Raw genomic sequence first — 24,613 nt, forward strand, 5'->3', positions numbered from 1 at the left:
ATTTTCCTCCATTAGTTAGCCACCGCTGGCATCAGTCGGAAGTGTTTAAATTGATAATCCGGATACAATTCCGGGTGGAAGATTGCGGCTAACTCAATATATTTCTGATCGATGGTATTGTAGGTACTCCAAAAATTATCGGTAATTTGCCACACCTTACCACTGGTAAGAACTGGGAGATCCTTTAAAATAGGAGCCTGATCGGTGATTGACTTAATATCCGGTCCGTATTTAGGCATCCCGCTGTTAATAAAAATATCGGCACCGGATAATCGACTGTACAATTCTTCCACGCTGATACTGGTCACTCCATCCTGTCCAACTCCGATATCTTCGAATAAGTATTCCGCCCCGGCATCACGCACCATTTGTGCGGCCTTGGAACCAGAATTTGATACATATACTTTTCCCATTGAAATAATCCCCCAGCCAACTTTCGGTTTTTCAGCGTTTGCCACCTTTGTTTTCATGGCATCAACATTTTTCATAGCGGTATCAAAGTATGCGGTTGCTTCTTTTTCCAGATTATAAAAAGCAGCGTAGTATTTAATCCATTCCATGGTGCCCCGGTAGTCTGTCTCGGTGCTGGATGCATCATACAAATAAGGGATATTGTTCTGGGTGAGCATGTCCATCAGTTTTTGCTGTTCGGTTCCCATCCCGGTGCTGGTAAAAACAATCTTCGGATCAAGGGATTGAATAATTTCATAATCATAGGTGGTACTGGTGGTGGAGTTGGAACCAATGTCTTTGATCTGTCCACTTAGCATCCGATTCTTCATGGCATCGAAATCCCAGTCTTCAGCTTTTTGTCTGACCCCAACAATGCTGTCAAACAATTTATCATCATCAAAAGCCCGTAAAAATCCAACCTGAGTGGTGCTGGTGTAAATCGCTTTATCAATGGGAATCGTAATCGATGGTAAATCCTTGTATTCTGCGGGTGCTGTCTGACCTTTTTGCAGCAGCAGCATTTTTTTGCCTTCGCCATCGGTGACGATTTTCATATTGTCCTTTAGGTACTGGATATTAAAGTTTTTTGCATATTCCAATTTTATGTTGTTGCCATCCTCACTCTTATAGCCGGCGTCCGCCGAGCTACCGCATCCTGTCAGCCCAGCCATCCCTGAAACCAACAGGGTCACAATCATGGCCAGTACCATTGAACGTTTAAACCAAAACTTCTTCATCTTGCTTTTCTCCTCTAATTCTCTTTTTAATTTATTTCATTTGTAACGGCAGCCATCGCGGTTGTCGTTACAAACGAATCCAACATTACTTTGATGCACGCATCTTTATTGATTGCGTCCACCGCCTGCCATTCCAGATCGGTTTCAATCTGATTTGACAGATTATTTAAAACCGCTTTACCGGCAATACTGACTTCCTCAATGGTTAAAAGACCCCAGGACAATTGATCTAATAAGTGCACATAAAGTGACGTTAATGTCACCAGTTCATCTTGACAATCCCATGTGTGAATCACATTAATAAAATCCGGCATGGATTTTTTATCATCCACAGTCAGCTCCCCATATTTATCAGCATAAGTGCTCTCGTTAATCCCATATCTTTTTAATCGTGCCAGTATGCTGTGCTGGCTTTTCTGTGTAAGCCCCATGTGTTTCGCTAACGACTCCGTAACGGTTGACATCACCAATCTCCCGATTAATTCCCCGAGTTTGCCATGTTTTCCGGCATAGGTCAGGGTATTTTCCGATTCAGAATTGGAAATAATCATGACATTATCCGTCCCGGACCCGGTGGCGATTCCCGAAGAATTCAGACTTCCTGCCAGCAATTCCTGACAGGCGGCGGTCTTTGCCTCGGTGGCGGTCACCATCGCCCGGGCCATGCACCCCGGGGTCATATTGCCACTGACAAAAACCATGATATTAATGGTACCCGGTCTCAGACTCACACTTTGTCCGTTTTTCTCATAACTGGTGGCTTTCTCCCCAACCCGCCCTCCATTAACTTCCAGACTGGCGGTTGAGATGGCCGACACCGTCAATTCGTCATAGGTTTCACTCTTCATGACCGCACTGTCCATAGAGACAATGGTTGCCATATAGGCGACAGTCTCACTATTTAGTCCCAGTTCTTCATTGATAAACCGTTTGATTTCCTCTTCCTGGCCAGGCTGACAATAGAGACAGGGTTTTCCCGGACCGGGGTTCACATCCCGATTAAAGATGGCGGTGAGATTTTCCTGATACCCGCCATTTTCCATGGCGGTACTCATCACTTTGCGTTTTCCCTCAAAAGGGACAACCAGGCAACGATTATACCGATGCGCCTGATCCCCGGTTGCTGTTTTTCCGATCATCATATATAGCTCTCCCTATTAATTTTTCGTGGTATGAAACCCAGAATTTCGGCCGGATTTTTACAGCAATGAATACTGTTTGCCCACTCGCCATAGCGATTGTCCATGTCGTTTTGTTCCGTGAGGGAGAACACTGTTTTTCCCATTTTAACCGCTTCAATAATCAGATCCACGTTGGATTGATTATTCTTTCCCACCGGAAAACCGGTATCAATGACATAATGAACCTTTGCCATTTTTGCCGCAGCAACCTCGTGTTGAGCCAGGCTGATCTGACTGAAAGATCTTTCTTCAATCACATCACAACTCAAAGCTTTTGCCACATGCAGATCAATATCATTGCTATGCAGAACGCCACAGTACATGCCGTAACCGGCTCGGGAAACTGCTCGATACACCCCCGTTCCAGTTCCGTTTCCCCCAGTAATGAATACCTCGGGGAAGACCGGGGAAGAAAATTCCAGACTTCCCAGTAATTCATTGTACTTTGCGCCTTCAATATTGTAGAGTTTCTGAATAGTTCCTTCTTCTATGATTTCTTCCGGTGTTCCCTGGGCTTTCACCTTTCCGTCCTCGATTAAGAGAATCTTCTGACATCCTTTAATCGCAATATCAATATCATGAAGCGACAAAATCACAGAAATGCCCTTTTCAAGACAGAGTTTTCTGAGAATACTGATGACCTCGACTTTGTGTTTAACATCCAGATGACTGGTGGGTTCATCGAGCACAATCAGTTCCGGTTCCTGAACCAGAGCTCTGGCAATCATCACCTTCTGTTTTTCACCATCACTCAATTCAAAATAATATCGGTTTTTTAAATGAAGCGCACCCACCAGTTGCAAAGCTTCTTCAACAATTATTTCATCGGTTTTTGATAGTTTTCCCATGATATTGGTATGTGGATAACGACCCATGGCGGCAATCTCAAACACCGTCAGTAAACCCAGGGATACCTGTTCAGTGAGAACGATCGCCATTTTTTTTGCCAGATCCGCTTTTTTGATCTTGCTGATATCCACACCGTTTATTTCCACAACCCCATTCACCGGCGGCTGCAATCCGGTTAAGGTTCTCAATATGGTGGTTTTACCCGAACCATTCGGTCCCAGCAGACAAATCAGTTCCCCTTTTCCGGCGCTGATGTTCACCTGTTCAACCACTACTTTTCTTTCATAGCCAACATCTAAATTTTTACTGGTAATTATTTGACTCATAATTCATTTCCTTTCGTTTTTCTTAACAGCAGATAGACCACAATGGGTGCCCCGATTAATGCGGTGATCACACCAAGCGGCAGTTCGATCGGTGCCATTAACATTCTGGCACATAAATCACACACCCCGGTCATCAATGCTCCGGCCAGAATAACCCCAGGTATTAAGATCCGATTATCCGATGTGCCAAAGGTAATTCTGACAATATGGGGAACTGCCAGCCCAACAAATGAAATGGGCCCGGCAAATGCCGTAATGGTTGCCGTTAAAATACTGGCAATGAGAATCACCACCATCCGAAAGGTTTTCATACTCAAACCCATTGAAATGGCATAGTTCTCCCCAAAAAGCATCGCATTCAACGGCTTGCTGAGAACATAGGCCAGGATAATAATTGGCACCCCAACGATGTACAAAAATTGTACCTGTGTCCAGGAAAATCCTGAGAAACTCCCCATGGACCACATCACAAAACTGTGCAGCTGCTCTTTATCCGCAAAGGCTGTGAGAATTCCGGTAATGGCATTGCAGATAAAACCGGCCATCATGCCGATAATCAACAGCGTTGTGATGCTCTTCACTTTTTTTGCAGCAATAACCACCGCAATCATCACTGCCATTGCCCCGGCAAAAGAACCGACAAACAAACCCATTGGCGTTATGGTACTAAAGCCAAATGTATAGCCTCCCAATAAGACCAGGCCGACGAAGAGACTGGCACCGGATGAGATACCCAGAATATAGGGTTCTACTATGGGATTTCTAAAAAAAATCTGAAGCAGCAGCCCGGATACCGCCAGACAGGCGCCCCCCATGATGGTTGCCAATACCCTGGGCAGACGAATGTTTAAAATAATCGGTCCATAGGTATTGTTGGCAACTTCCTGACCTGAGATTATTTTCAAAATGTCAGAAATACTGATATTAATGGAACCGACACTGATACTGTAAAGCGATACCAGGATGATTGAAATAAATAAGATGATCAATAAAATTATTTGTCTGCTTTTACGTTTCTGACTTGTTTCCATTTAAACTAATCGATTCATAATCTTTTGACTGTTCAATTATGAAGTCCTCCGTTCGAATATTATTTGAATTAAAAGATTTGTTTCAAATCTTCCCGCCATTCTGATTTTTTTAAATAATTTTTTACATAAAAAAACCTCATTATCTCTGAACAAGATAATGAGGCCGCAAAAAAGCATGCGCTTAAAAAACCTCCTCTATCGCTCGTAGAATCTGTGTTTGACAAAACAGGCAGGTCTCCTGGCTCAAGCGTCAACATTACCTTCTGCCTTCCCGTATTACTACAGTGGCATTCTTGAAGGAACTCGTCTCTTACAGTGGCGGGACCGCGTGGGATTTTCACCCATCTTCCCTTTTCACCGGCTCGTAATACAATGGATTACAGCCGACACCTGTTTTATTTATTTTTTTCAATTTAGTTTTCTATACTTTATGTTGTATCAACTACACCAAATCATTTAGTGAACATGACGGTGATGACTATCCGGAAGGTGAAAATGTTTATGCTCCAGACATTCATGGGTATGGGTATGGCTATGGCAATGTTCAGGGCTTCTTAATCGATGATCGGAATGCTGATGATGGTCCTCCTCATGTGTGTGTTTATGTTCATGAGTTTCAGGATCATGCATATGAGCATGTTCATGATTTTCGGATAAGGCCAGCCAACTCCCCAGCATCATAATCCCTAAAGCAATTAAAAACGATAGGGTAATTGGTTCTCGCAGTACCAGCCAGGAAATCAGCACCCCCATAAAAGGGGCTGCGGCATAATAGGCACTGGTCCGAGCAGCGCCTAATCCACGCTGGGCCTTGATATAAAAGTAAATACTGAGACCATAAGCGACAAAACCCAGAACCATGGCCAAAACAATCGCAAGCAGTGACCCTGATAATTCTCCCCAAATCGATGCAATGAGTAACGCCCCCATCCCTGAGCCAAATCCTTTTAAAATGACAATCTGGAGGGGATCTTTAAGCGAAATTTTTCGGGTACAGTTGTTTTCAAATCCCCAACACACACAGGAAAGCAAAACCAAAACCGATCCGATGGACAAATGGATTGACGAAGCATCAGTAAGCGTTAACAGGATACTTGCCAAAGAAATAAAACCGATGGCAATCCAAAGCCGCTTCCCGATGGCTTCCTTAAAAATAATTACGGCGATAACCGAGGTTGCCGCGATTTCAAAAGTCCCCAACAGGGCTGCCGTACTGGAGTTGGTCAAACTGATCCCATACAATAAGAAAATTGGGGCAGCAATATCCAGTAAGATCATCAGAATAACATAGGGCATTTCCCTTTTCGACAATCGGGCTTCTGTTACTTCAATTTTGCGGCTTTTGTTGAAAAGATGAATCACCGTCATTCCGATTCCTGCTCCAAGATACAGCAAAGCAGCTAAAAATAGCGGGTTCAATTCATTGATCAGCAGCTTGGAAAATGGCGTATTGACACCAAAAAGCAGCGCCGCCAGGAGTGCATATAAAACTGCGTAATTCTTCATTTTTATCACACCTTATGTTTTATAATCAGTTTCTTTAGTTATTGATTCCCCCCCATTATTTGACTTTATCTAATTCATCCTCACTTTTTTTTCTTTCCACGAATTTGCCCATCAGGAAGGCCATAATCCCAACGCCGATACCGGTTTGGATACAGAAAAACAGGCTTTGCATTTCGCCAGGAATTGGACCCCCAAGTACCGATTCCATCACTGGTGTAAACCAGGGTTCATAATTTCCGCCTTGAATTTCATTAACAACGACGCTTCCGCCACCATCAGCCCCTTCGAATTGAGCACCTGGTAGTGCTAATAATGGAACTGCAATAAGTACCAGTACCGCCAATAATAAACCGATCACTGTTTTTTTTGTTTTTGACATTATTTTGTACCTCCAGCTAAATATCCAAGATCTGTGAGTTCAGATGATGCATAGGTTTCCAGACCAATAATGATGACCACGGTCAGAATTCCTTCAATGATTGCCAGTGGCAATTGAGTCGGTGCGAACACCGCCAAAAATTTGAGTGAAGATGCTGCTATACCACCAGTCTCTGACGGATAAGCCATGGCCAACTGAAAGCTCGTTATAAGATATGTGAAGAAATCACCCAGCGCTGCGGCCAGAAAGATGACCACATGCTTGTTGATTTTTAACTTCAAGCCTAATTTATAAATACCAAAGGCAACAAACGGACCGGCAATGGCCATGGAAAAAGTATTGGCTCCTAACGTTGTCAGCCCGCCATGGGCAAGCAAAATTGACTGAAATAACAGAACAATCAGACCCAGGATGCTCACGGCAGCCGGTCCGAATAAAATCGCACCCAGTCCGGTTCCAGTCATATGGGAACAACTGCCGGTGACAGATGGAATCTTTAACGATGAAATCACAAAAATGTAGGCTCCTGCCATGGCCAGGATGGTAATTGCTTTACGGTTTTCATTTAATGTTTTCTTGATCGACAGATATCCGGCGACCAGAAATGGAATACATATTACTCCCCAAGCAATACAGAATGCCGGTGGTAGATAACCTTCCATAATGTGCATGGCATTGGCAACCGGGGTAGTCCCGAAAGCTAACGCGAGCACTGCAACAACAGCAACAAATCTTTTTTCTTTGACGTTCATAACTTCTCCTCTTAAAAATTATTAATAATTTCCAGCATTTCTTTGAATGCCTCGATACTTTTGGGATAAATTTTTTCATCCCTCAGTAATTTATTTTCAACCAGCAAATCATAAACATCCAGCATCATTGGACGTTTCAGATTTGCCAGTTTCAAAACTTTTTCATTCTGGAAAATCTCCAGAGGTGTTCCATCCGCAATGATTTTTCCCTGACAAAAGACAATGGCCCGTTCGGCCCATCGATAGGCAAAATCCACATCGTGAGTAGAAATCAGGATGGTTTTTCCTTCGGATCCCAGTTTAGCCAGAACATCTTCCAGCATTTCGGCATTAACGGGATCAAGTGCGGCTGTAGGCTCATCAAAAATAATAACATCCGATTTCATGGCAATGATATCGGCAATACTTACCCGCTTTTTCTCACCACCACTTAAATAGTGGGGCGCACGATCCTTAAACTCCAGAATATTCATATAGGTCAAGGCTTCATCAACCCGTTGCAGCACTTCCTCTTTTGGCAGCTTCAAATTCATGGGACCAAAACCAACCTCTGCCATAACAGTGGATGCAACGATTTGATTATCAGCATCCTGAAAAACAATCCCGATATTTTTCCGCAATTCCTTTAAATTCTTTTTAGTGATGGGTATGCCCCGATAACTGATTTCACCGTGATCTGGTTTGAGCACTCCATTGGCATTCAAAAAGAATGTTGATTTACCGGCACCGTTTGATCCAATCACAGCTATTTTTTCACCTGCATGGATGTTTACACTGACACCATCCAATGCTGGTGCGCCATTTCCATATCCATAATACAGATCTTTAATTTTTAATATGGGTTCTTCCATTTGATTTCCTTTCTAGTTTGTTAAATACCAAAGCAGGATCAAACCCGCCAGAAATCCTGTTGTGAAAACAAGCTGCGAAACTTTAACACTTCCAGTTTGTTCTAAAAAAACAAGATCCCCATCATAACCTCTGGCTTCCATAGCCTGATAGTAGGCTGTAGCTTTTTTCAAGGAGACAATCAGCATATTGCTGGCAATGTTTCCAAATGTGGAACAGGATGTTTTAAAATCGCAGAAACCTAAACGAGATTCAGCTGCATTTTTCATTTTTGTGTGAACATCCATCAGAATAAAAATATATCGGTAAATAATGTACATCAGTTCAACAATGAGTTTTGGTACATGAGCCTTTCTAAGCACCCCAATAATTTCGGAAGATGGCGTAGACAAGGCCATCATTTCCATGGCACTGATGGCCCCAAAAACTTTCAGGATTAAAAAGGCCATTGCCCATAATTTTGCCTGGGATGTGAATACATAACAAAAACCAAGATTCAGATTATACTGGCCAATGGGTTCGCTTGAAAAATCAATACCGATGGTAACGGTTCCCAGTAGAATAAAAGTGATTGGGATCATCAGTACCGAAATGTATGCACGCAGCGGCAATCCGCCTTTAACTACGGTAAGATAAGTCATCGCAATAATGACCGCAACCGAAACATAATGATTATTCAATACAATACATAGAAGCAATGTTAAAACCGAAAGCAATACTTTAAATGTGGGATTCCAGTGTCGAATTTTTGAGTTGTAGGCATAAAAATCAATGGATGAGCCTTCCCCGTGTTTGTGGTCGATTTTATGGTGATGATGTGGTTTTATTGCATTTGAGTGCATGTGTACTTCCTGCGGGACTTTACTTGAAATCATCTCATCGAGATAGCTTTTTATGATATTTTCCATCAGTGTTTTTCCTTTCTTGAACCGTCTGTTTTCTAGGCACGTCCGACAAATTCAATGATGTCGTCAACTGAGCTGTATTTATTGATACACTCTTCTTCCAGACGATCGATCAAAATAATTTTTATCCCCAGCTTTTTTGCCGCACTTATTTTGTCCACGACGCCACCCATATTACCGCTTTCCTTAGTTACCAAAATCCCCGCATGGCAGTATTTAAACAATTCCATATTTAACGCTTCATTATAGGGACCTTTGATTGCAATGATATTTTTGGGATTAAAGCCAAGTTTTTCACACTTACATAGGACCTTCCAATCCGGAAGTACTCTTAAAAATACCCGTTGTTGAAAATCTGGTATTTTTGTGAATGTTTCAATTTTATTGCTACCCAGCGTCAACAGAATATTCCCTTCAACGTTCATTAATTCTTCACAGGCTTCCCGATAAGTTTTAACTTTTATAATTCCGGGATCATCATACTCCAGTTTTTCTCTTTCAAAACGGACGTACGGTATTTGAGCCATCTTGCAGACATTCATGGCATTGCGGGTAATTTCTCTCGAAAACGGATTTGATGCATCGATTAAACATTTCGGTTTAATTGTTTCCAGTAAATGAGTAATCGTTTCCTTATTCATCTTTCCCTGATAAATATCCAACTGCTCAAATTCTTCCAGCATCCCACACCCCATTCGGGTTGTAACGGTCACGGCTGTGTCAACATTCATCTCCAATAGTCTCTTAATCACTGCTTTTGCATCTGTAGTCCCTGCTATTACCAATACTTTTGACATATACCACCCTTTTTCATTCACAAATTTTTCGATAAAAAAAACCACTATCTCGAAAAAGACAGTGGAGTTACAAAATGCCTGCAAAAAAAGCCCGCAAAAATAAACCTCCTCTATCTCTCGTAGAGTTTGAGTTATTAAAGCAGGCAGGTCTTCTGGCTCAAGCGTCAACATTACCTCCTGCCTTCCCAACTAATTGGTGGCATTCCTGGAGGAACTCTTCTCTTACAGCGGCGGGACCGCGTGGGATTTTCACCCATCTTCCCTTTTCACCGGCATGTAATACATTGGATTACTGCCGACACCTGTTTTATTAATTAAATTCAATTTTTAATTCTCACTTAATATACCAAATTTTTTTCGGTTTGTCACGTTATTTTTCAACTAGATTTTGCACCAATGATGTATCTTCTTTTTACAGCACTGCCGAAGCATAAACTGGCGCAATGTACTTCTCTTCCAAAATTCTTATATCAACCCCATATACCGTTTTAATATGCACATGATTCAAAACTGCTTTTGGCAAGCCTGCTGCCTCGACCTCGCCGGATTTCAATAAAATGATCTGATCCGAATAACGCATGGCCATATTTAAATCATGTATAACCATAATCACTGCCTTGTTCTCTTTTTCCACCATATTTCTAGCTAGTTCCATAATATCAATCTGATTTTTTATATCCAGAAAACTGATCGGTTCATCAAAAAGATAAAGATCCGGCTTTTGAACCAAGGCTCTTGCGATTAAAATCTTCTGTTTCTGTCCTCCGGATAATTCCTGGAATTGTTCATGCGCCAATTCCTCAAGCTCCAGATCCTTTAAAACCGCTAGAACAATTTCTACATCCATATCAGAGACCCGCCATTTGATATAGGGTCGTCTTCCCATCATGACCACATCCATGACTGATCCACTTAAATAACTGTTTGTGAACTGAGGCACATAGGCAATCCTCCTAGCCATTTCCCTTGCAGTCATCTTCTTTACATCTTTACCATCAAGTGAAATATTTCCACTGGTTGGGGTTAGAATTTTATTAAGACATTTTACAATCGTCGTTTTACCAGAACCATTAGGCCCAATAAGCGTGATAAGCTGACCGGGTTGGGCGGAAAAACTGATCCCTTTGACCACTAACATTTTTTTTGTGTAACCAAATTTCAGATCATTTACTGACAGTTCCAATTTACTTTCCTCGCTTTCTTACAATCAAATACAAAAAGAAGGGAACCCCAATAATTGATGTAACAATTCCGACTGGTAATTGAGTTGGGGCAATGATATTTCTCCCGATGGTATCAGCAATCAATAACAGCAGTGCTCCAACTAAAGCGGCTCCCGGAACCGAATAGCGAAAATCGTTACCAATCAACATCTTCGTTACATGCGGTGCCACTAAGCCAATAAAGCCGATAACCCCGGTAAAGGAAACTGCTACAGCTGTTAATAAGGTCGAAATTCCAAAGGACATCATCTTAACTTTTTTATAGTTCACCCCCAGACTGACGGCGGTCTCCTCACCCGCAGACATAATATTAAGATCCCAGGCAAACCACATCATCAAAATCATAGTAATTGTGATGGCAATCAGCATAATAATAATCCCTACCGTCGGCACCCCCGAAAGACTGCCCATCATCCAGAAAACAAGTTCCGGCAGATCTTTCACATCACTGAGGTATTTTACCAGAGAAACTAATGCCGAAAACAAATAGCCAATGGCCACCCCTGCCAAAATCAGGGTGCTTGAAGAATCACTGGCTACCTTTGCTACCCCATAAACCAGAAACATCGTAAGTACTCCAAACCCAAAGGCAAAAACCGGGATCAGAAACTCGCCAAAATTGAGAAAAGAAAAACTCGCTCCAAAAATAATGGCCAGTGATGCTCCAAAAGCAGCCCCATTAGAAACCCCCAATGTGTAGGGGCTAACCAGAGGATTTTGAAAAATCCCCTGCATCAGCAACCCGGCATTGGATAGGGCCATACCTACCAGAATGGCAGTAATAATTCGTGGTAAACGAATCTTGAAAACAATATCCCGTTGAATGTCGGTAATGGCATCATTGCGGACAAAAACATCCCCAATTACCTGAAGCACCGTTTGAAAATCCACCGAAGAGGCTCCCATCGTAATTGAAATGACGGCTGTCATAACCAGTGCAATACTCAAAAACACGATAAACAGGATCTTTCGGGATCGTTTATTCATGTAATTCAGTTTTGCCTGATCAATGTTCTGTTCCATGTTTTTCTTCTCATTTTTTGTCATTTTCATTTATAAGACACCATTACCTTTTATAGACTTCTAACGAATCTTCGTTTTACTATTTTGCGGGGTAGGCAAATATTCCAACTAAATCATCCCCATACAAGGTTTTCTGTAATTCTTGATGAACCTTGTTAACATCAACATCTTTAAATTGTTCCGGGTACATGGTTTTGGCCAGATACAACTCACCAATAATGCTGCCCAGTGCCGTTGTTCCCACATCACTGCTCAGCAAAATGACTTTTCCATCTTTTACGGCCTGTAAATTTGACCAGCTGGGTCTTGCGATTAAGGTATTATAAAAATCTTTAATCGGTGCTTCATCGGTCAGATCAAAGCCCATGATTTTCTTCGTGCTGCTGACCAGTTTGACAATCGCATCGGGATTTCGTTCCAGTACCCATTCATCACTGATTTCCGGATATTTAGCGGTTTCGGCGGCGGCAATGTTGATCCCACCGGCGGCGTCAATCAGAGCCTGTCCCCCGGCGTCCTTATTGACGGATTTATAGTCGGTATAACCTTCGTAATAAATGGTCGCCTTATCTTCTTCTTTCACGTTTTTTAATTTCTTTTCAATTAATTCCGCATATTTATCATGGAATTTAACAAACTCTGCGGCCTTTTCTTCATTTCCAAACAGAGCTCCCAAAGCCGTAACCTCTTCGGTTGCTTTGGACACATCCGTTAACTCAAGATAGATACATTTGATTCCGGCCGATTCCAGGAGTTGTTCGTTTTCCGGGGTCATATTGGCTGCGTAGGTAAATACGGCTTCTGGTTTCAGTTCCATAATCGCTTCAATATTCGGCTCATTCCATTTTCCAACCGTGGGAACCTCTACACTGGGGTCAGGGTTGGGAACGGAGTCGCCACGACCAATCACTGTTTTTTCTGCGCCAAACATCACCAAAATATCGGTTAGCCCAGAGTTATAGGTGACGATTTTTTCCAGTGGTTTTTCAATTGTAATCTCTCTTCCCATCGTATCGGTTACGGTAATGCCGTCTTTGGAATCCTTAGCCTTGGCATCCCCCTGACTGGAGCTACATCCCCCAAAACTAAACACCATCGCTCCCAATACCGCCATACAAAACAACCACTTTAACGCTCTTTTTCCATGTTTTTTCATTCTCGAACTTCTCCTCTTTCTATTTTCTTTTTTTTGCGCCGTGAATCTGAGACATCGTTTTCCTAAATTCCTCAAACTCATCGGCTTTTATTATTTCAATGGCTGAGCCCTGAAATTCACCGGTATCGGAACCCATATCTTCTTCCAGAAAACCTTCCAGTTCCAGATAGGAGTCCTGAATCTCTTCGATCATCCCCTCTTCAGGCTGCCACAGTCCGCGCTGATATGATTCCATCAGTCGCCTGGACATTTCCTCTAATGCCCAGGGATTGTTGTCTCTGAAAAAAGCTCTGTTTTCAGCATCGATAATAAATGTTTTGGTGATTTCATCAAAGATCCAATCATCCACCTCTTCGGTGGTTGCTTCCCAACCATAAACCCGACCAACCCGCTTACTGATATCCCCCGCGCCCTTATAGCCATGACGCTTCTGTCCTTCAATCCATTTAGGGTTGAGTAGTTTTCCTCTGACCACCCGGTTGATTTCTTCGGACAGGGTTCGGACTTCCACGTTGGTTACTTCCCGGGTATCGCCGTAATAGGTTTTTATATCTTTATTGGATAATTCTCTAGCGGCGGCGGTCATCCCGCCATAATTCCCGAAATAACAACAGCAACCCAACAGATCGTGTTCATCAGTCATCACCTTGTCATAGGTGATATCCACCGTTTTTAAGCTATTTTGAAGTTCGGTATAAGCCCGTTTTCCGTAGCTCTCCCGCCCATACGAATAGCCATTGTAATAGGTAAACAAATCGGTAATATCGGTTTGATCTTCCCAGGCCGAGGCATACACCATCAGGTTGACACCAGACATAAAGGTTCCTGGCTGTACCCCGAAAATTCTGGCGGTCGCTTCTTCCCAGGTGGTTTCCGGCTTTTCTGCAGTTATTTCCAGGGCATGTTTTCTGACATAATTTGCTTCCCGATCTTCATCTAGGCTGGCAACCGCCTGAATCGCATCATCTAACAGACTTACACAATTCTGAAAATTGTCCCGGAGAATTCCTGATATCTTCGCCGTCACATCGATTCTTGGCCGGCCCAGTTCGTTTAAGGGAATCACTTCAATTCCTTTTACCTTACCATTGGGTAGCCATTTGGGTTTGACCCCCAGCATATAGAACAGCTGCGCCATTCCTTCACCATCACCCCACATCACATCCGCCGCCATCCAATATATGGCCATGGTCTCAGGATAACGCCCTTCTTCATCAAAAAATTTCTGAATAACCGAATCCGCCAGTCGCTTGCCAATTTCCCAGGCCGCTTTTGTGGGCACGGTTTCCGGATCCAGGGTATAAAAATTCCTCCCGGTGGGCAGAATATCATCCCTTCCCCTAGTAATAATCCCGGCCGGGCCCGGAGACACGTATTCCCCGTTCATAGCGGCGATCAGAGAATCAATCTCTTTTGATTCTTCAATCCGACTGTCAATATCAATAATCCGCGCTTTGAACTGATTAATTTGATCAAGTGCGGCCGGATTTTTAATCACATAAGGTTCCGGCAAAGAAAAGCCGGCGGTAATGTCCTGACCGTTTAGAAAACATGCAATCATCTGCTTGCCGATGACGTCCAGATCAAAAAGGATTTGACCATTATTTTTACTAATCACTTCTGAAAAGGCTTCCGTCTGACTGAGCAGGGTTTTCAGTTCCACCCCGACCAACTGACCAATGACACTGCGAAGCGATGCCTGATCAATTCCCTCGTACCGAACGATGGCATTAAGCATTTCCACCCGGGCTTCCCCAGTGGGCAACTGGCCGAAGATATGCATGCCATCTTGAACCTGGGTGTTTTTAACCGTCGTCAGTAATTGATGGGCGGATTCCACCACCTGATCAAAATTGTTGTGGTAATCGTCCAGATTGATTTCTTTTTCGAGATTGTTTTTCGCAATCTCTTCAATCACCAGATGCTCCAGCAAATGCGCCTGGGTTTTATCGGCCAGCCGAACCTTGTCATACTGTTTTAAGAGGTTGTCCAATTCTTCAAGATCATCATAAAGACCACCCTGAGCCATCACCGTCTGCATATGATCAATAATGGTAGCTAATGCCCGACGCTTAGCAATCGTCCCTTCGGGCGGATTATCGGCATTATAAATATAGAGGTTTGGCATGTTTTCGATACAGATATCCGGAAAACAGCTATCCGAAAGACCCGCACCTTTGCCGGGAAGAAACTCCAGATTTCCGTGGGTTCCCACATGAATAATCACGTCTGCTCCGTAAATTCGCTCAAAATAGCGGTAGCTGGCCAGGTATTGATGGGTTGGCGCAATATGGGGATCGTGAAGGATTTTACAGACCTTACCGTCACACTTGGATCCGCTGCAGCCTCTTTTGGGCTGAACACAAACCAGTGCATGTTTAAAACTGACTCCCGTAACCAGCATCTTATCTTCATAAACCATGGCCGGCGGCAGGCCCTCTTCAGTTTCGCCAAAAGGCTCACCCCAACCTTTGATCATATTAATCTGGGCTTCCGCGGTGATCTCTTCAAACCATTGCCGGTACTGTTCTCGGGAGACAAAATCAATGACGCCGCCCTTGTTAACCATTTCCTTAACGGTTGTCCAGCGGAATTCGGAAATCGCCTTTCGCGCCATAATGGTTTTAATCAGACTATCGCCATCTTCGGGAATATCTTCCAGATCGTAACCCTGATTTTTCATGGTTTTTAGAATCCGAGCCACACTTTCCAGGGTATCCAGATTGGCTCCGCCCCCCACCGATGCTTCGGTGGAAGTACAGGGGTTATTATTTAAAATAAAAACGACTTTTTTATCCTTATTTTCTTTCTTTTTCAGCTCAATCCAATTGATCATCCGGCTCACCAGTTTTTCGCAGCGCTTGCCCACCGGAGTTCTCATATCAACCGCTGTGCTGCGATCTTCAGCACCAATAAATATCGGCTCAATCACCCCTTCCAGTTCGGGAAGGGCAATGCTCCATGGCAGATCGGCAATGGTTCCGTCTTTGCTCGCTTCCCATTCTTCAATGGACATCGAGGTTGAGCAAACCGGCTTGGCAATCGGACAGTTCAAACGCTTCATAATGGAACTGGGTTTACTTTGCTTGCCGTCATTGTTGGATTGCAGAAAAAATCCACTCATCCGGATCATCGCATCGATCACCGGTTTTCCGGCGGAATCAAAGCAGAACTGCTCCACTGCAAATTCCACTCCTTTAGCGCCTATTTCAGCATCCGGCCAGGAATAGGTATAGATCGGTAATGCCGAGTAACCCCGGTCTTCAATAATCCGAATCAGTTCTTTTTCAACTGCAATATCCTCATTGAGCCAGGTCGTTCTGGAGGCGATCACACCGATCACGCCTTTGGTCGATTTCCCCCGACTGGCAAAATAGTCCTGTGAGCTCTGAAAAACCGCCTCCGTGTCCGGATGAAAAATCCCTTCCCAGGGAATAAACATCGGTTCTTTATAGCCGTGACTTTCTCCCAGAACCTCGGTGATCATATACCGGATCATATTTACCAGGTTTTCTTTTCCGCTGTAATGGTAGTATTGATTGCAGTAAGCCGAATACTTGAGGGATTCTTTGTTTTTCACATGGCTCATGGCTTCCCCACCGACATAAACGATCGGTGTGATTTTTGCCGCAGCATATTCTTCAATTTCACCCCACACTGAATCGGACACCGTGACATTAAACAGAAATCCATCGGCTTTATCCATTTCTCGATATAAGGCCTCGAGGTCTGCTCTGCCATCGCCCAGTTCAGCGGCGGAATATATTTTCAGATTCACCTGGTCTTGTATATATGGAGTGATCATGCGGAGCCGGTTGGCTGATTTATGCCATAGAATTGCAATAATGGTTTTCATTTTCAGCCTGCCTTTTCTTCATTTAATACCGCATCTTCATCAATGATTGAATTGACCAGATCGATGTTAAAATTCTTTGTTTTTTCAAAGGGCAGTGATTTCAGTCGATGGAGGAATACCATTTCGACCACTGCCCGAATATCTTCCTGATCAACAAGTTCATGTCCCTTAAACGCCGCCATGGCTCGGGCCGCTTTCATCAGCGTCAAATCCCCCCGGTGACCATCAACCTCCAGGGCAATGGCGATTTTCGCGTTGGTCAGCAACAGTTCATCCGAGATGTTCACCTGCGGTAGCAACCCTCTGGCTTTAACAATCTGATCGCTGAGTGCTGTTTCCTGGGTCTGATAACGATGCAGAAATTCATGGGGATCCGCTTCAAAAGCGCCTCGTCTTTTAACGATGTCAATCCGCTGCGTCGGATCTTTGATCCCTTTGATATCGACAGAAAAACCAAAACGATCCAAAAGCTGAGGCCGCAGTTCTCCCTCTTCCGGGTTCATCGTCCCCACCAGAATAAATTGAGCCGGGTGCGAAAAGGAGATCCCTTCCCGTTCCACCGTATTCACCCCCATAGCCGCTGAATCCAGTAGCAGATCGACAATGTGATCATCTAAAAGATTGATCTCATCCACATAGAGAATACCCCGGTTGGCCTGCGCCAGTACCCCCAGATCAAACTTTTTCTTGCCATGCTGGATGGCTTCTTCAATGTCCAGAGATCCCACTACCCGATCCTCAGTGGCCGAAACAGGGAGATCAACAACCCGCATTTTATCTTTGACAACTTCCAGGGTTTCGCCGTTTTTCACCTTAGTCCGGCAATTTTCACACCAGGAGCCGGAATCGTGAGGATCACATCGAAACGGACAATCCTTTACCACCTCGATTTCCGGTAGCAGATTGGCTATCGCCCGAACGGCGGTAGATTTCCCGGTTCCTTTTTCGCCAAAAACTAATACCCCGCCGATTTTGGGATCGATAACGTTTAAAATCAGCCCCAGTTTCATTGATTCCTGTCCGATGATGGCCGTAAACGGATAGGTCATGTTTTTCTTCATATAATGTGTCATGCTGTTCCTCTTATACTTTCTACCATAGTTAAAATTTTGTCGCTGCTTAGTTCATCCATCGCGCGGTATTCCGAGTTCATCATCGCTGCCAGCTCTTTGGCGATGCCAAAACGCATCATCCCCTGTTTTTCAATGTCGATAACCATCGTATTGATCTGCTTGAATTCTCGAATTTTCTCACCGATTTCAAACAGTTCCGCTTTGGGTTTTTTGTCTTCCTCAAGGCTGACATTGCCCTTACCATCGGTAATAACAATCATCATCGGCATCAGATCCGGAGCTTTTTTGAGTTCGCTTTTAATGACCTGAATGCCCTTGGTCAGCCCGGCATTTAAGGGCGTCTTGCCACCGATTTCCATATTTTCCAGTAGTTTGTAGCCCCGTTCGACACTGCGGGTGGGTGGCAGCAACACTTGCGCTTCATCGCCGCGAAACGATACCAGACAGATTTTATCCCGTTTCACATAAGCATCTTTAAGCAGCGACATGATGGCGCCCTTGGTTTCGACCATGCGCTGGTTGGCCCCCATGGAACCGCTGGCATCGACTACAAAGACCAGCAAATTGGCAATTTTCTTTTGTCGTACCTTTTCCCGAATATCTTCTTCCCGAATATTAATCGCCATGCCGTTAGACTTTCGTTGTCGCTGAAACGGAGCGGCGGCACGAATGGTGGCATCCAGCGCCAGATCATCGTTTTTCCGTTGCATGGTGGTGAAGATATAGCGTCCGGATTTTGAGGCGCTGCGGATATTTGTTCGTTTCCCCTGTCCCCGTCTAACCCTTCGATCCGGCTGATGACCAAAATCCTTCAGCTTAAAGTCCTGTCCAATTTCAAAATTCTCAGTTAGCGGCTTGCCCGGTTTCTGCTGTTCCTTTTGCTGATCATCCTGCTCGGACTGATCCGCTTCATCCTTGTCCGGCTTTTGGTTATCCGCTTCTGAAGGCGCATCATCTGCCTGCGGTTCCTGTTGATTTTCGTCCGGCTCGAGTTCGTCTTCTGGTTCCTGAGAATCCGTTTGTTCTTCTTCCTGCTGTTGTTGCGACCGTTCTTTCTGTCGGTGCATCAAGGCAAAAAAAGCCGCTTCCTCAATATCATGATCGTTTATCTCTGTTCGTCCATTTAATGCAGCTATCGCTTTGGCGGTCTGTTCCATTACCAGATCGGCTCGATGTCCCATCACGTTGGACTTAAGGCAAAGCGAAATAATTTTCTCTAGATTTTCTTCGCTCACAACCATTCGCTTCATCAGCTCTTTGGCTTCTGAAATGAGCACCTTGAATTTTGCTTCCTGATCTCCAAAGGACTGACAAAAAAACTGACGATTTTCTTCGTATGCATATCTGTTTTTTAAAATATCAACCCGGGCTCGGGGATCTTGTTCGCCCTGGATATTCACATAAAGTCCGAACCGATCCAGAAAATGGGGTCGCAGTTCGCCTTCTTCTCGGTTCATGGTTCCCACCAGGATAAAATCGCTTTGGTGGGAAAAGGAAACCCCTTCCCGTTCAATCCGGTTCATACCGTTAGCACTGACATCCAGAAGAATATCAATGATATAGTCCTGAAGCAGATTAACTTCATCAACGTATAAAATGTTTTGATCCGCTTTTTTCAGCACGCCTGCTTCAAAGTGAACCGCACCGCACGCCAATGTTTTTTCCATATCGATGGAACCCACCAGACGGTCTTCAGAAATTGATAATGGCAATTCCACAATCTTTTTATCCGTAAGGGGTGACAATGCCCTGACTGCGGTTGATTTCGCCGTTCCTTTTTCGCCATTGATCAGGACTCCACCAATTTTAGGATTTACTACATTAAGCAACAATGCTTTTTTCATGGCTTCCTGTCCGATGATGGCGCTAAAGGGGTAATAATGTTTATTCATATCATCTGAGCCTCCTTCCTGGCTATAAATTTTTACTTATATTAATTTTGATCAATGCAACGACCATAAAAACAATGGTGTAGACAACCATGATGAAAAAACTGGCCAGACTTGCCGGTTCACCATAGGAAATCTGACGCAGTAGGCTACTTGAATGGGTTAATGGCAGTACCTGCACCACGCTCTTTAAAAGCGAGGGCATATTAGCCACCGGAAAAAAGGTATTTCCGATAAATGTCATCGGCAGAATCACAAAGGTTGAAAAGCGGCTGATATCTGCGTGGGTTTTCGAAATGATGGCCGCCATCACACCCAGGGCTGAAAAGGCCATCCCATTAAGCAACATCACCAGAAAAAAGATCAGATTGACCTGAATCGGTGCTCCAAAAATATATGCAATTCCGAGAATTAGGCTTCCCGCATACATTCCTCTCAAACTGCCACCAATCATCTGACCGATAATATATTGTCCCAAAGGCGTGGGCGATGCCAACACATTATCAAAGGATTTTTCATAAAGCCGCTGGACGTTTAAAGACATCCCAATAGCATTGAAGCTGGCATTCATGGTGGTCAACGCAATAATCCCAGGAATTAAAAACGCCATATAGCTGTGACCATCTACCACTTTGTCCATGCCCAGACCCAACCCAAAGGTCAGCAGATATAATATCGGGCTAATCATTGCTGTCCCCGTGATTTTCAACCATTCATGTTTAAACTCAATCCATTTTTCCCATAAGACGGTTAGTATTGCCATCTAATCGATTCCCCTTCCCAATCGCTTGATAAATACATCTTCAAGGTTTGTTTGCCGAAGGGTAAAGGGGTCATTTAAACTTCCTGCATAGGCCAATGCCAACTCTCGGTTTCTAAAATATTCTTGTTGTATTCCCCCAGGTGATACCACCTCAACGGCGATGTTTCCCAACTGATTAATGAGTTCCAACGGCGGGGCAATATCCAGTAGGCGACCCTCATCAATAAGGGCAATTCGTTTACATAACATCTGGGCTTCTTCCATATAATGGGTGGTGAGAATAAAGGTCATCCCCTGTTGATTTAAGCCACTAATCAGATCCCACATCTGCCGCCGAGAAAAAGGATCAAGCCCCACGGTGGGCTCATCCAAAAGCACCAGTTCGGGCTTGGGCAGCAATGCCCGACACAGCATCAGTTTTCGTTTCATCCCCCCAGACAGTTCGCGCACTCGTTTTTTTCGGTGTTCCATTAAGCCGCAGAATTCCAGCAGATCTTTTGAATCACGCTTGCGTTGTTCCCGGGGAATCCGATAAAGTCTACCCTGATATTCCATAATTTCATCCACACTCATATCCCCACGCAGAGTATATTCCTGGGTTACTGTGGTGATGCGCTTTTTTATCTCCACATTATTCCGGGTTATTTCGTTTCTATCCAGCAGGATTTTTCCATGAGAAGGCAGTAACAGGGTAGAGATGAGCTTTATCATAGTGGTTTTACCCGCGCCGTTTGAACCAAGCAGTCCGAAGAATTCCCCTTTGTCCACTTTAAAGTTTATATTTTCCAAGATTTTCTTTTCTTGAAATTTTTTTTCGATTTCGATAAGTTCCAGCATTCTTCTCTCTTTCCAGTCACAACACCATTGTTAATTGTTAATTTTTCCTTTTGGACAAAAAAAAGTCACAAAGAAAAAGACGGTTTGCAAACCGACATTAGTCTTCGAGACTTTGTATATACTTGTATTAAATTGTTTTTATTTTCTCATAATCAGATCATATTGTCAATCAAAATCACTTTTTCTTTGAACCATTATGAACCACTTATGATAATGTCCCAAAATTGAAATTTAGTATATAATGTAACCTCAGAAAATAAGGATCAACTTATATTGGAAAGAGGCAGGATAATCAGAAAGGTTAGCTTGAAAATGAATGAAGAATTGAAATATCAGACAATTCAATTACTGGTGGATACAAATGGAAATAAAAAGATTGCGGCATTAAGAATCGGGGGCTCCGTGCGACACATCAATCGGATGATTACCGGGTATCGAAAAAACGGCAAGTCTTTTTTTATCCATGGGAATCATGGACGCCAACCCACTCATACCATTGACGCCAAAACAAAACAACTAATTATTGTTCTCTACCGGACGCGATACTTTGGTACGAACTTTCAGCACTTTCAGGAACTTCTTGATTCGCGTGAAAAAATTCAATGTACAGTTCGTTCTTGCCATTAATCATACTAAGTCTGTCTTCGAATTGCAACCGAATCCGTAAAAAATCAATCTTACTCTGGCTGTCTTAAACAATCGCAAGGTCGACAATGGTCATTGCCTTCGCTTTAATAATGGCTATTTCAGACTTCTCGATGCCAAAGGTCATCCGGTTTATCATTACAGGGGCACCTCGGGGATGGTGATTCAGGCTTTCGATCATTCCCTGTTCTTTTGTGTTGGTAAAGTAATTTATGCGCTGGTGGAAATCCCGAAGTATCAACAAACATCCAAAAACTTTGACTTTGCTCAACCGGAAATGAAACCTCGTAAACTCTGCATCCCACCGATGTCTTATCCGTGACGACAGGCTTCTTTCTAACGATTCGTTAATCAACAGAAACATCATTATTATCTCCCTGAACTCAACTTTTGTTCCTTTTTTGTTCCCGTATAACTGTTTTATTCCGTCTTTATGCACTCACTTTTATGAGTGCTTATGTTTTATCTTTTTCGGAACATTTTCAAAAATGCTTGACATCATTATTTCGAATATGCGAGCATAAATACATGTTTAATTTTATAGCATTTGAGTATATAACAAATCTATCATTTTTCAATTCCAATCAACACAAAAAAAACAGCACTAAACAAGTCCTGCTTTCAAGCATCGGTTTATTTAATATTAAGAATTTGTGATTAGTATTACTTAAAACCGAATTTTTGCTTCCACAAATTTCTTTTGTGCTTCCCGCATCTTTTCAATGGCTAAAAATATTTCTTTTGAAACGTTATCTTTTGACGTTTCTCTTAGTTTAAATGCCCACTCTTCATATCCTTTGATGTGATCAGCAGTGTGGTTAATCCAATGTGCAAGAAACACTTTGAAAATTTCTTCTTCATTTGAGCTGTTTAATTTTCCATCCATTTACACATTCCCCAGATTCAACTCTTTCTTTATCAAGGTCACGGCTTCTCTGATTTGAAGCAATAACGGCTTTTCTTCCAGGGATACAATATGATGATTTTCCGGTAAAATAGGAATATAGATCTTAATTCCATCGCTGCTGGCAATGGCTTCGACCATTTTTGGCGTAACTTCACCCATCATAGAGTTAGGAATCGTCATCGCAATAGAGCAAATAATAAAATCTGCTTTTTTCACAGTAACTGATATTGCATTTTCTCCGGTCGCACCTTTATTAGCGCCCTTTTTCAACATCATAGCAGTCGCCAGCGAGTTTGTTCCCAGCCCATAAATTTCAATATACGGCGGCAATTGTTCTTTTAAAATTCCAACGATTCGCGATCCAATGCCGCCTCCCATACCGTCAAGCACTACAATATTCATACACTAAACCACACTCCCTTCTAGAATAATTTTATGGTTAAGTAATTTTACTTCTTTTAGTCTGCCTTAAACAATTTTTGTACCGCCTAATAAATTTGACAAAGTTAAGCTGCCATCGTTATTTGGCACAATATCCACCACGTAGTCTATAATTTTCGTTTCTCCTTCAGAAGTAATCATAAAAGCTGAAGATTCACACATGTTCGTAGCCTCCTTTTATTTAATCGACGTTATTCTAGCACAGACTGGCTCTTAACACAAGTTAAGGGCAAATTTGCTTATTTGAATGCTAATCATTCTTGTTTTTATATCTCTCTAAAAAACAGAGTCAATCAGTTTTTTCGTATAGTCTTCTTTGGGATACCTGATGATTTCATCCGGGGTTCCCTGTTCAACAATGCTACCGTTATGCATCACCATCACCCGGTCGCAGATCTCCTGAACCAGAGCCAGATCATGGCTGATGAACAAATAAGACATGCCGAGATCTTTTTTTAAACATTTGAGCATTTTGATAATCTGGGCTTGGACTGTTACATCCAGCGCACTGGTGGCTTCGTCACAAATCAGTAAGCTTGGCTTGATGGCAATCGCTCTTGCAATCGACGCGCGCTGGCATTCCCCACCACTGACCTGGTGGGGGTAACGTTCGGCGAATGTTTTGTTCAAACCACAGATTTCGAGATATTCCCGAGCTTTGGCTTTAGCTTCTCGTCTGCCTATTCCCTGGTTGATCAGGCTTTCCATAATACCTTCTCCCAGTTTAATTCTGGGGTTGAAGGAATCCACCGGCATTTGAAAAACCATTTGAATCTGCTGATAGACCGATCTCAACGCTTTACCACTCACCCTGGTAATCGCCCAGTCATTGAGACAAATCTCCCCTTCATCCACAGCTTCTAGGCGGGTGACCATTTTGGCAATGGTGCTTTTACCGCAGCCACTTTCGCCAACCAGACCGAGACATTCCCCTGAATTGATCTCAAAACTCACGTTATTTACAGCTTGAACCATTTCTTTGTCATGCTTATATGCTTTTTTTAGATGTTTGACTTCTAACACTGCACTCATGAA

24 protein-coding genes and 2 riboswitches are annotated in these 24,613 nt (G+C 43.2%); of the genes, 1 reads left to right on the forward strand and 23 read right to left on the reverse strand.

What is annotated here, in order from left to right; genetic code table 11:
* Positions 1-11: 11 nt before the first annotated feature.
* The 18 genes from Q7P33_RS06550 to Q7P33_RS06635 all read right to left on the reverse strand — a co-directional run bounded on the left by Q7P33_RS06550 (position 12) and on the right by Q7P33_RS06635 (position 21,585).
* Complete coding sequence (locus tag Q7P33_RS06550; protein WP_303868617.1) at positions 12-1,190, reverse strand: ABC transporter substrate-binding protein; 1,179 nt, start codon at positions 1,188-1,190, stop codon at positions 12-14.
* 26 nt (positions 1,191-1,216) lie between these two features.
* A complete protein-coding gene (locus tag Q7P33_RS06555; RefSeq protein ID WP_303868619.1) occupies positions 1,217-2,332 on the reverse strand; it encodes an adenosylcobinamide amidohydrolase in 1,116 nt (371 codons plus the stop codon).
* Complete coding sequence (locus Q7P33_RS06560; RefSeq protein WP_303868621.1) at positions 2,329-3,546, reverse strand: ABC transporter ATP-binding protein; 1,218 nt, start codon at positions 3,544-3,546, stop codon at positions 2,329-2,331. Before Q7P33_RS06560 ends, Q7P33_RS06555 begins: the two co-directional genes overlap by 4 nt.
* Complete coding sequence (locus Q7P33_RS06565) at positions 3,543-4,577, reverse strand: iron ABC transporter permease (protein WP_303868623.1); 1,035 nt, start codon at positions 4,575-4,577, stop codon at positions 3,543-3,545. Before Q7P33_RS06565 ends, Q7P33_RS06560 begins: the two co-directional genes overlap by 4 nt.
* 210 nt (positions 4,578-4,787) lie before the next feature.
* Positions 4,788-4,986: riboswitch (cobalamin riboswitch) on the reverse strand.
* 47 nt (positions 4,987-5,033) lie between these two features.
* The gene (locus Q7P33_RS06570; RefSeq protein WP_303868624.1) at positions 5,034-6,083 is read right to left on the reverse strand and encodes a DMT family transporter; all 1,050 of its coding nucleotides are present in this window, start codon (positions 6,081-6,083) and stop codon (positions 5,034-5,036) included.
* Positions 6,084-6,138: 55 nt separating this feature from the next.
* On the reverse strand, positions 6,139-6,462 hold the full coding sequence (locus tag Q7P33_RS06575) for an energy-coupling factor ABC transporter substrate-binding protein (RefSeq protein WP_303868626.1): 324 nt from the start codon (positions 6,460-6,462) through the stop codon (positions 6,139-6,141).
* Positions 6,462-7,214, reverse strand: coding sequence for an energy-coupling factor ABC transporter permease (locus tag Q7P33_RS06580; RefSeq protein WP_303868628.1), 753 nt, complete (start codon positions 7,212-7,214; stop codon positions 6,462-6,464). The genes Q7P33_RS06575 and Q7P33_RS06580 overlap by 1 nt, the downstream gene beginning before the upstream one ends.
* Before the next feature lie 11 nt (positions 7,215-7,225).
* The gene (locus tag Q7P33_RS06585; protein WP_303868630.1) at positions 7,226-8,065 is read right to left on the reverse strand and encodes an energy-coupling factor ABC transporter ATP-binding protein; all 840 of its coding nucleotides are present in this window, start codon (positions 8,063-8,065) and stop codon (positions 7,226-7,228) included.
* A 12-nt stretch (positions 8,066-8,077) separates the two neighbouring features.
* Positions 8,078-8,938: a cobalt ECF transporter T component CbiQ gene (gene cbiQ, locus Q7P33_RS06590; protein WP_303868725.1), complete on the reverse strand. Its 861-nt coding sequence runs from the start codon at positions 8,936-8,938 to the stop codon at positions 8,078-8,080.
* Between the two features lie 65 nt (positions 8,939-9,003).
* The gene (gene cobK / locus Q7P33_RS06595) at positions 9,004-9,765 is read right to left on the reverse strand and encodes a precorrin-6A reductase (protein WP_303868632.1); all 762 of its coding nucleotides are present in this window, start codon (positions 9,763-9,765) and stop codon (positions 9,004-9,006) included.
* A gap of 124 nt (positions 9,766-9,889) precedes the next feature.
* Positions 9,890-10,086: riboswitch (cobalamin riboswitch) on the reverse strand.
* A 91-nt stretch (positions 10,087-10,177) separates the two neighbouring features.
* Complete coding sequence (locus Q7P33_RS06600) at positions 10,178-10,948, reverse strand: ABC transporter ATP-binding protein (protein WP_303868633.1); 771 nt, start codon at positions 10,946-10,948, stop codon at positions 10,178-10,180.
* Position 10,949: 1 nt separating this feature from the next.
* Positions 10,950-12,041 (reverse strand): iron ABC transporter permease, encoded by a 1,092-nt coding sequence (locus Q7P33_RS06605; RefSeq protein ID WP_303868635.1) that lies wholly within the window; start codon positions 12,039-12,041, stop codon positions 10,950-10,952.
* 49 nt (positions 12,042-12,090) lie between these two features.
* On the reverse strand, positions 12,091-13,167 hold the full coding sequence (locus Q7P33_RS06610; RefSeq protein ID WP_303868637.1) for an ABC transporter substrate-binding protein: 1,077 nt from the start codon (positions 13,165-13,167) through the stop codon (positions 12,091-12,093).
* Between the two features lie 19 nt (positions 13,168-13,186).
* Positions 13,187-17,023, reverse strand: a complete 3,837-nt coding sequence (gene cobN / locus Q7P33_RS06615; protein WP_303868639.1) for a cobaltochelatase subunit CobN — start codon at positions 17,021-17,023, stop codon at positions 13,187-13,189.
* 2 nt (positions 17,024-17,025) lie between these two features.
* Positions 17,026-18,096 carry an ATP-binding protein gene (locus Q7P33_RS06620; RefSeq protein ID WP_303868640.1) on the reverse strand — a complete coding sequence of 357 codons (1,071 nt, stop codon included), beginning with the start codon at positions 18,094-18,096 and terminating at the stop codon, positions 17,026-17,028.
* Positions 18,093-19,988, reverse strand: a complete 1,896-nt coding sequence (locus tag Q7P33_RS06625; RefSeq protein ID WP_303868643.1) for a VWA domain-containing protein — start codon at positions 19,986-19,988, stop codon at positions 18,093-18,095. Before Q7P33_RS06625 ends, Q7P33_RS06620 begins: the two co-directional genes overlap by 4 nt.
* A gap of 22 nt (positions 19,989-20,010) precedes the next feature.
* Positions 20,011-20,748: an ABC transporter permease gene (locus Q7P33_RS06630; protein ID WP_303868645.1), complete on the reverse strand. Its 738-nt coding sequence runs from the start codon at positions 20,746-20,748 to the stop codon at positions 20,011-20,013.
* Positions 20,749-21,585 (reverse strand): ABC transporter ATP-binding protein, encoded by an 837-nt coding sequence (locus Q7P33_RS06635; protein ID WP_303868647.1) that lies wholly within the window; start codon positions 21,583-21,585, stop codon positions 20,749-20,751.
* 312 nt (positions 21,586-21,897) lie between these two features.
* Between Q7P33_RS06635 and Q7P33_RS06640 the strand changes: the two genes are divergently transcribed.
* On the forward strand, positions 21,898-22,212 hold the full coding sequence (locus Q7P33_RS06640; RefSeq protein ID WP_303868649.1) for a hypothetical protein: 315 nt from the start codon (positions 21,898-21,900) through the stop codon (positions 22,210-22,212).
* A gap of 64 nt (positions 22,213-22,276) precedes the next feature.
* Here Q7P33_RS06640 and Q7P33_RS06645 read toward each other — a convergent pair whose 3' ends face one another.
* The 5 genes from Q7P33_RS06645 to Q7P33_RS06665 all read right to left on the reverse strand — a co-directional run bounded on the left by Q7P33_RS06645 (position 22,277) and on the right by Q7P33_RS06665 (position 24,610).
* The gene (locus Q7P33_RS06645; RefSeq protein WP_303868651.1) at positions 22,277-22,501 is read right to left on the reverse strand and encodes a hypothetical protein; all 225 of its coding nucleotides are present in this window, start codon (positions 22,499-22,501) and stop codon (positions 22,277-22,279) included.
* 396 nt (positions 22,502-22,897) lie between these two features.
* Positions 22,898-23,116, reverse strand: a complete 219-nt coding sequence (locus Q7P33_RS06650) for a hypothetical protein (protein WP_303868652.1) — start codon at positions 23,114-23,116, stop codon at positions 22,898-22,900.
* The gene (locus tag Q7P33_RS06655) at positions 23,117-23,539 is read right to left on the reverse strand and encodes a DUF3842 family protein (RefSeq protein WP_303868653.1); all 423 of its coding nucleotides are present in this window, start codon (positions 23,537-23,539) and stop codon (positions 23,117-23,119) included.
* 66 nt (positions 23,540-23,605) lie between these two features.
* Positions 23,606-23,740 (reverse strand): CooT family nickel-binding protein, encoded by a 135-nt coding sequence (locus tag Q7P33_RS06660; protein ID WP_303868655.1) that lies wholly within the window; start codon positions 23,738-23,740, stop codon positions 23,606-23,608.
* Between the two features lie 114 nt (positions 23,741-23,854).
* Positions 23,855-24,610, reverse strand: coding sequence for an ABC transporter ATP-binding protein (locus Q7P33_RS06665; protein WP_303868656.1), 756 nt, complete (start codon positions 24,608-24,610; stop codon positions 23,855-23,857).
* Positions 24,611-24,613: the final 3 nt, after the last annotated feature.

The organism is Acetobacterium wieringae (assembly GCF_026646375.1).
GTDB lineage: Bacteria > Bacillota > Clostridia > Eubacteriales > Eubacteriaceae > Acetobacterium > Acetobacterium wieringae_A.

Coding starts and splice junctions, on each gene's coding strand:
- Q7P33_RS06555 (WP_303868619.1), bottom strand. CDS start 2,332: ATGATGATCGGAAAAACAGCAACCGGGGATCAGGCGCATCGGTATAAT.
- cobN (WP_303868639.1), bottom strand. CDS start 17,023: ATGAAAACCATTATTGCAATTCTATGGCATAAATCAGCCAACCGGCTC.
- Q7P33_RS06655 (WP_303868653.1), bottom strand. CDS start 23,539: ATGAATATTGTAGTGCTTGACGGTATGGGAGGCGGCATTGGATCGCGA.
- cobK (WP_303868632.1), bottom strand. CDS start 9,765: ATGTCAAAAGTATTGGTAATAGCAGGGACTACAGATGCAAAAGCAGTG.
- Q7P33_RS06625 (WP_303868643.1), bottom strand. CDS start 19,988: ATGAATAAACATTATTACCCCTTTAGCGCCATCATCGGACAGGAAGCC.
- Q7P33_RS06635 (WP_303868647.1), bottom strand. CDS start 21,585: ATGCTGGAACTTATCGAAATCGAAAAAAAATTTCAAGAAAAGAAAATC.
- Q7P33_RS06640 (WP_303868649.1), top strand. CDS start 21,898: ATGAATGAAGAATTGAAATATCAGACAATTCAATTACTGGTGGATACA.
- Q7P33_RS06605 (WP_303868635.1), bottom strand. CDS start 12,041: ATGAAAATGACAAAAAATGAGAAGAAAAACATGGAACAGAACATTGAT.
- Q7P33_RS06570 (WP_303868624.1), bottom strand. CDS start 6,083: ATGAAGAATTACGCAGTTTTATATGCACTCCTGGCGGCGCTGCTTTTT.
- Q7P33_RS06630 (WP_303868645.1), bottom strand. CDS start 20,748: ATGGCAATACTAACCGTCTTATGGGAAAAATGGATTGAGTTTAAACAT.
- Q7P33_RS06660 (WP_303868655.1), bottom strand. CDS start 23,740: ATGTGTGAATCTTCAGCTTTTATGATTACTTCTGAAGGAGAAACGAAA.
- Q7P33_RS06565 (WP_303868623.1), bottom strand. CDS start 4,577: ATGGAAACAAGTCAGAAACGTAAAAGCAGACAAATAATTTTATTGATC.
- Q7P33_RS06550 (WP_303868617.1), bottom strand. CDS start 1,190: ATGAAGAAGTTTTGGTTTAAACGTTCAATGGTACTGGCCATGATTGTG.
- Q7P33_RS06650 (WP_303868652.1), bottom strand. CDS start 23,116: ATGGATGGAAAATTAAACAGCTCAAATGAAGAAGAAATTTTCAAAGTG.
- Q7P33_RS06580 (WP_303868628.1), bottom strand. CDS start 7,214: ATGAACGTCAAAGAAAAAAGATTTGTTGCTGTTGTTGCAGTGCTCGCG.
- Q7P33_RS06560 (WP_303868621.1), bottom strand. CDS start 3,546: ATGAGTCAAATAATTACCAGTAAAAATTTAGATGTTGGCTATGAAAGA.
- Q7P33_RS06575 (WP_303868626.1), bottom strand. CDS start 6,462: ATGTCAAAAACAAAAAAAACAGTGATCGGTTTATTATTGGCGGTACTG.
- Q7P33_RS06665 (WP_303868656.1), bottom strand. CDS start 24,610: ATGAGTGCAGTGTTAGAAGTCAAACATCTAAAAAAAGCATATAAGCAT.
- Q7P33_RS06620 (WP_303868640.1), bottom strand. CDS start 18,096: ATGACACATTATATGAAGAAAAACATGACCTATCCGTTTACGGCCATC.
- Q7P33_RS06585 (WP_303868630.1), bottom strand. CDS start 8,065: ATGGAAGAACCCATATTAAAAATTAAAGATCTGTATTATGGATATGGA.
- Q7P33_RS06610 (WP_303868637.1), bottom strand. CDS start 13,167: ATGAAAAAACATGGAAAAAGAGCGTTAAAGTGGTTGTTTTGTATGGCG.
- cbiQ (WP_303868725.1), bottom strand. CDS start 8,938: ATGATTTCAAGTAAAGTCCCGCAGGAAGTACACATGCACTCAAATGCA.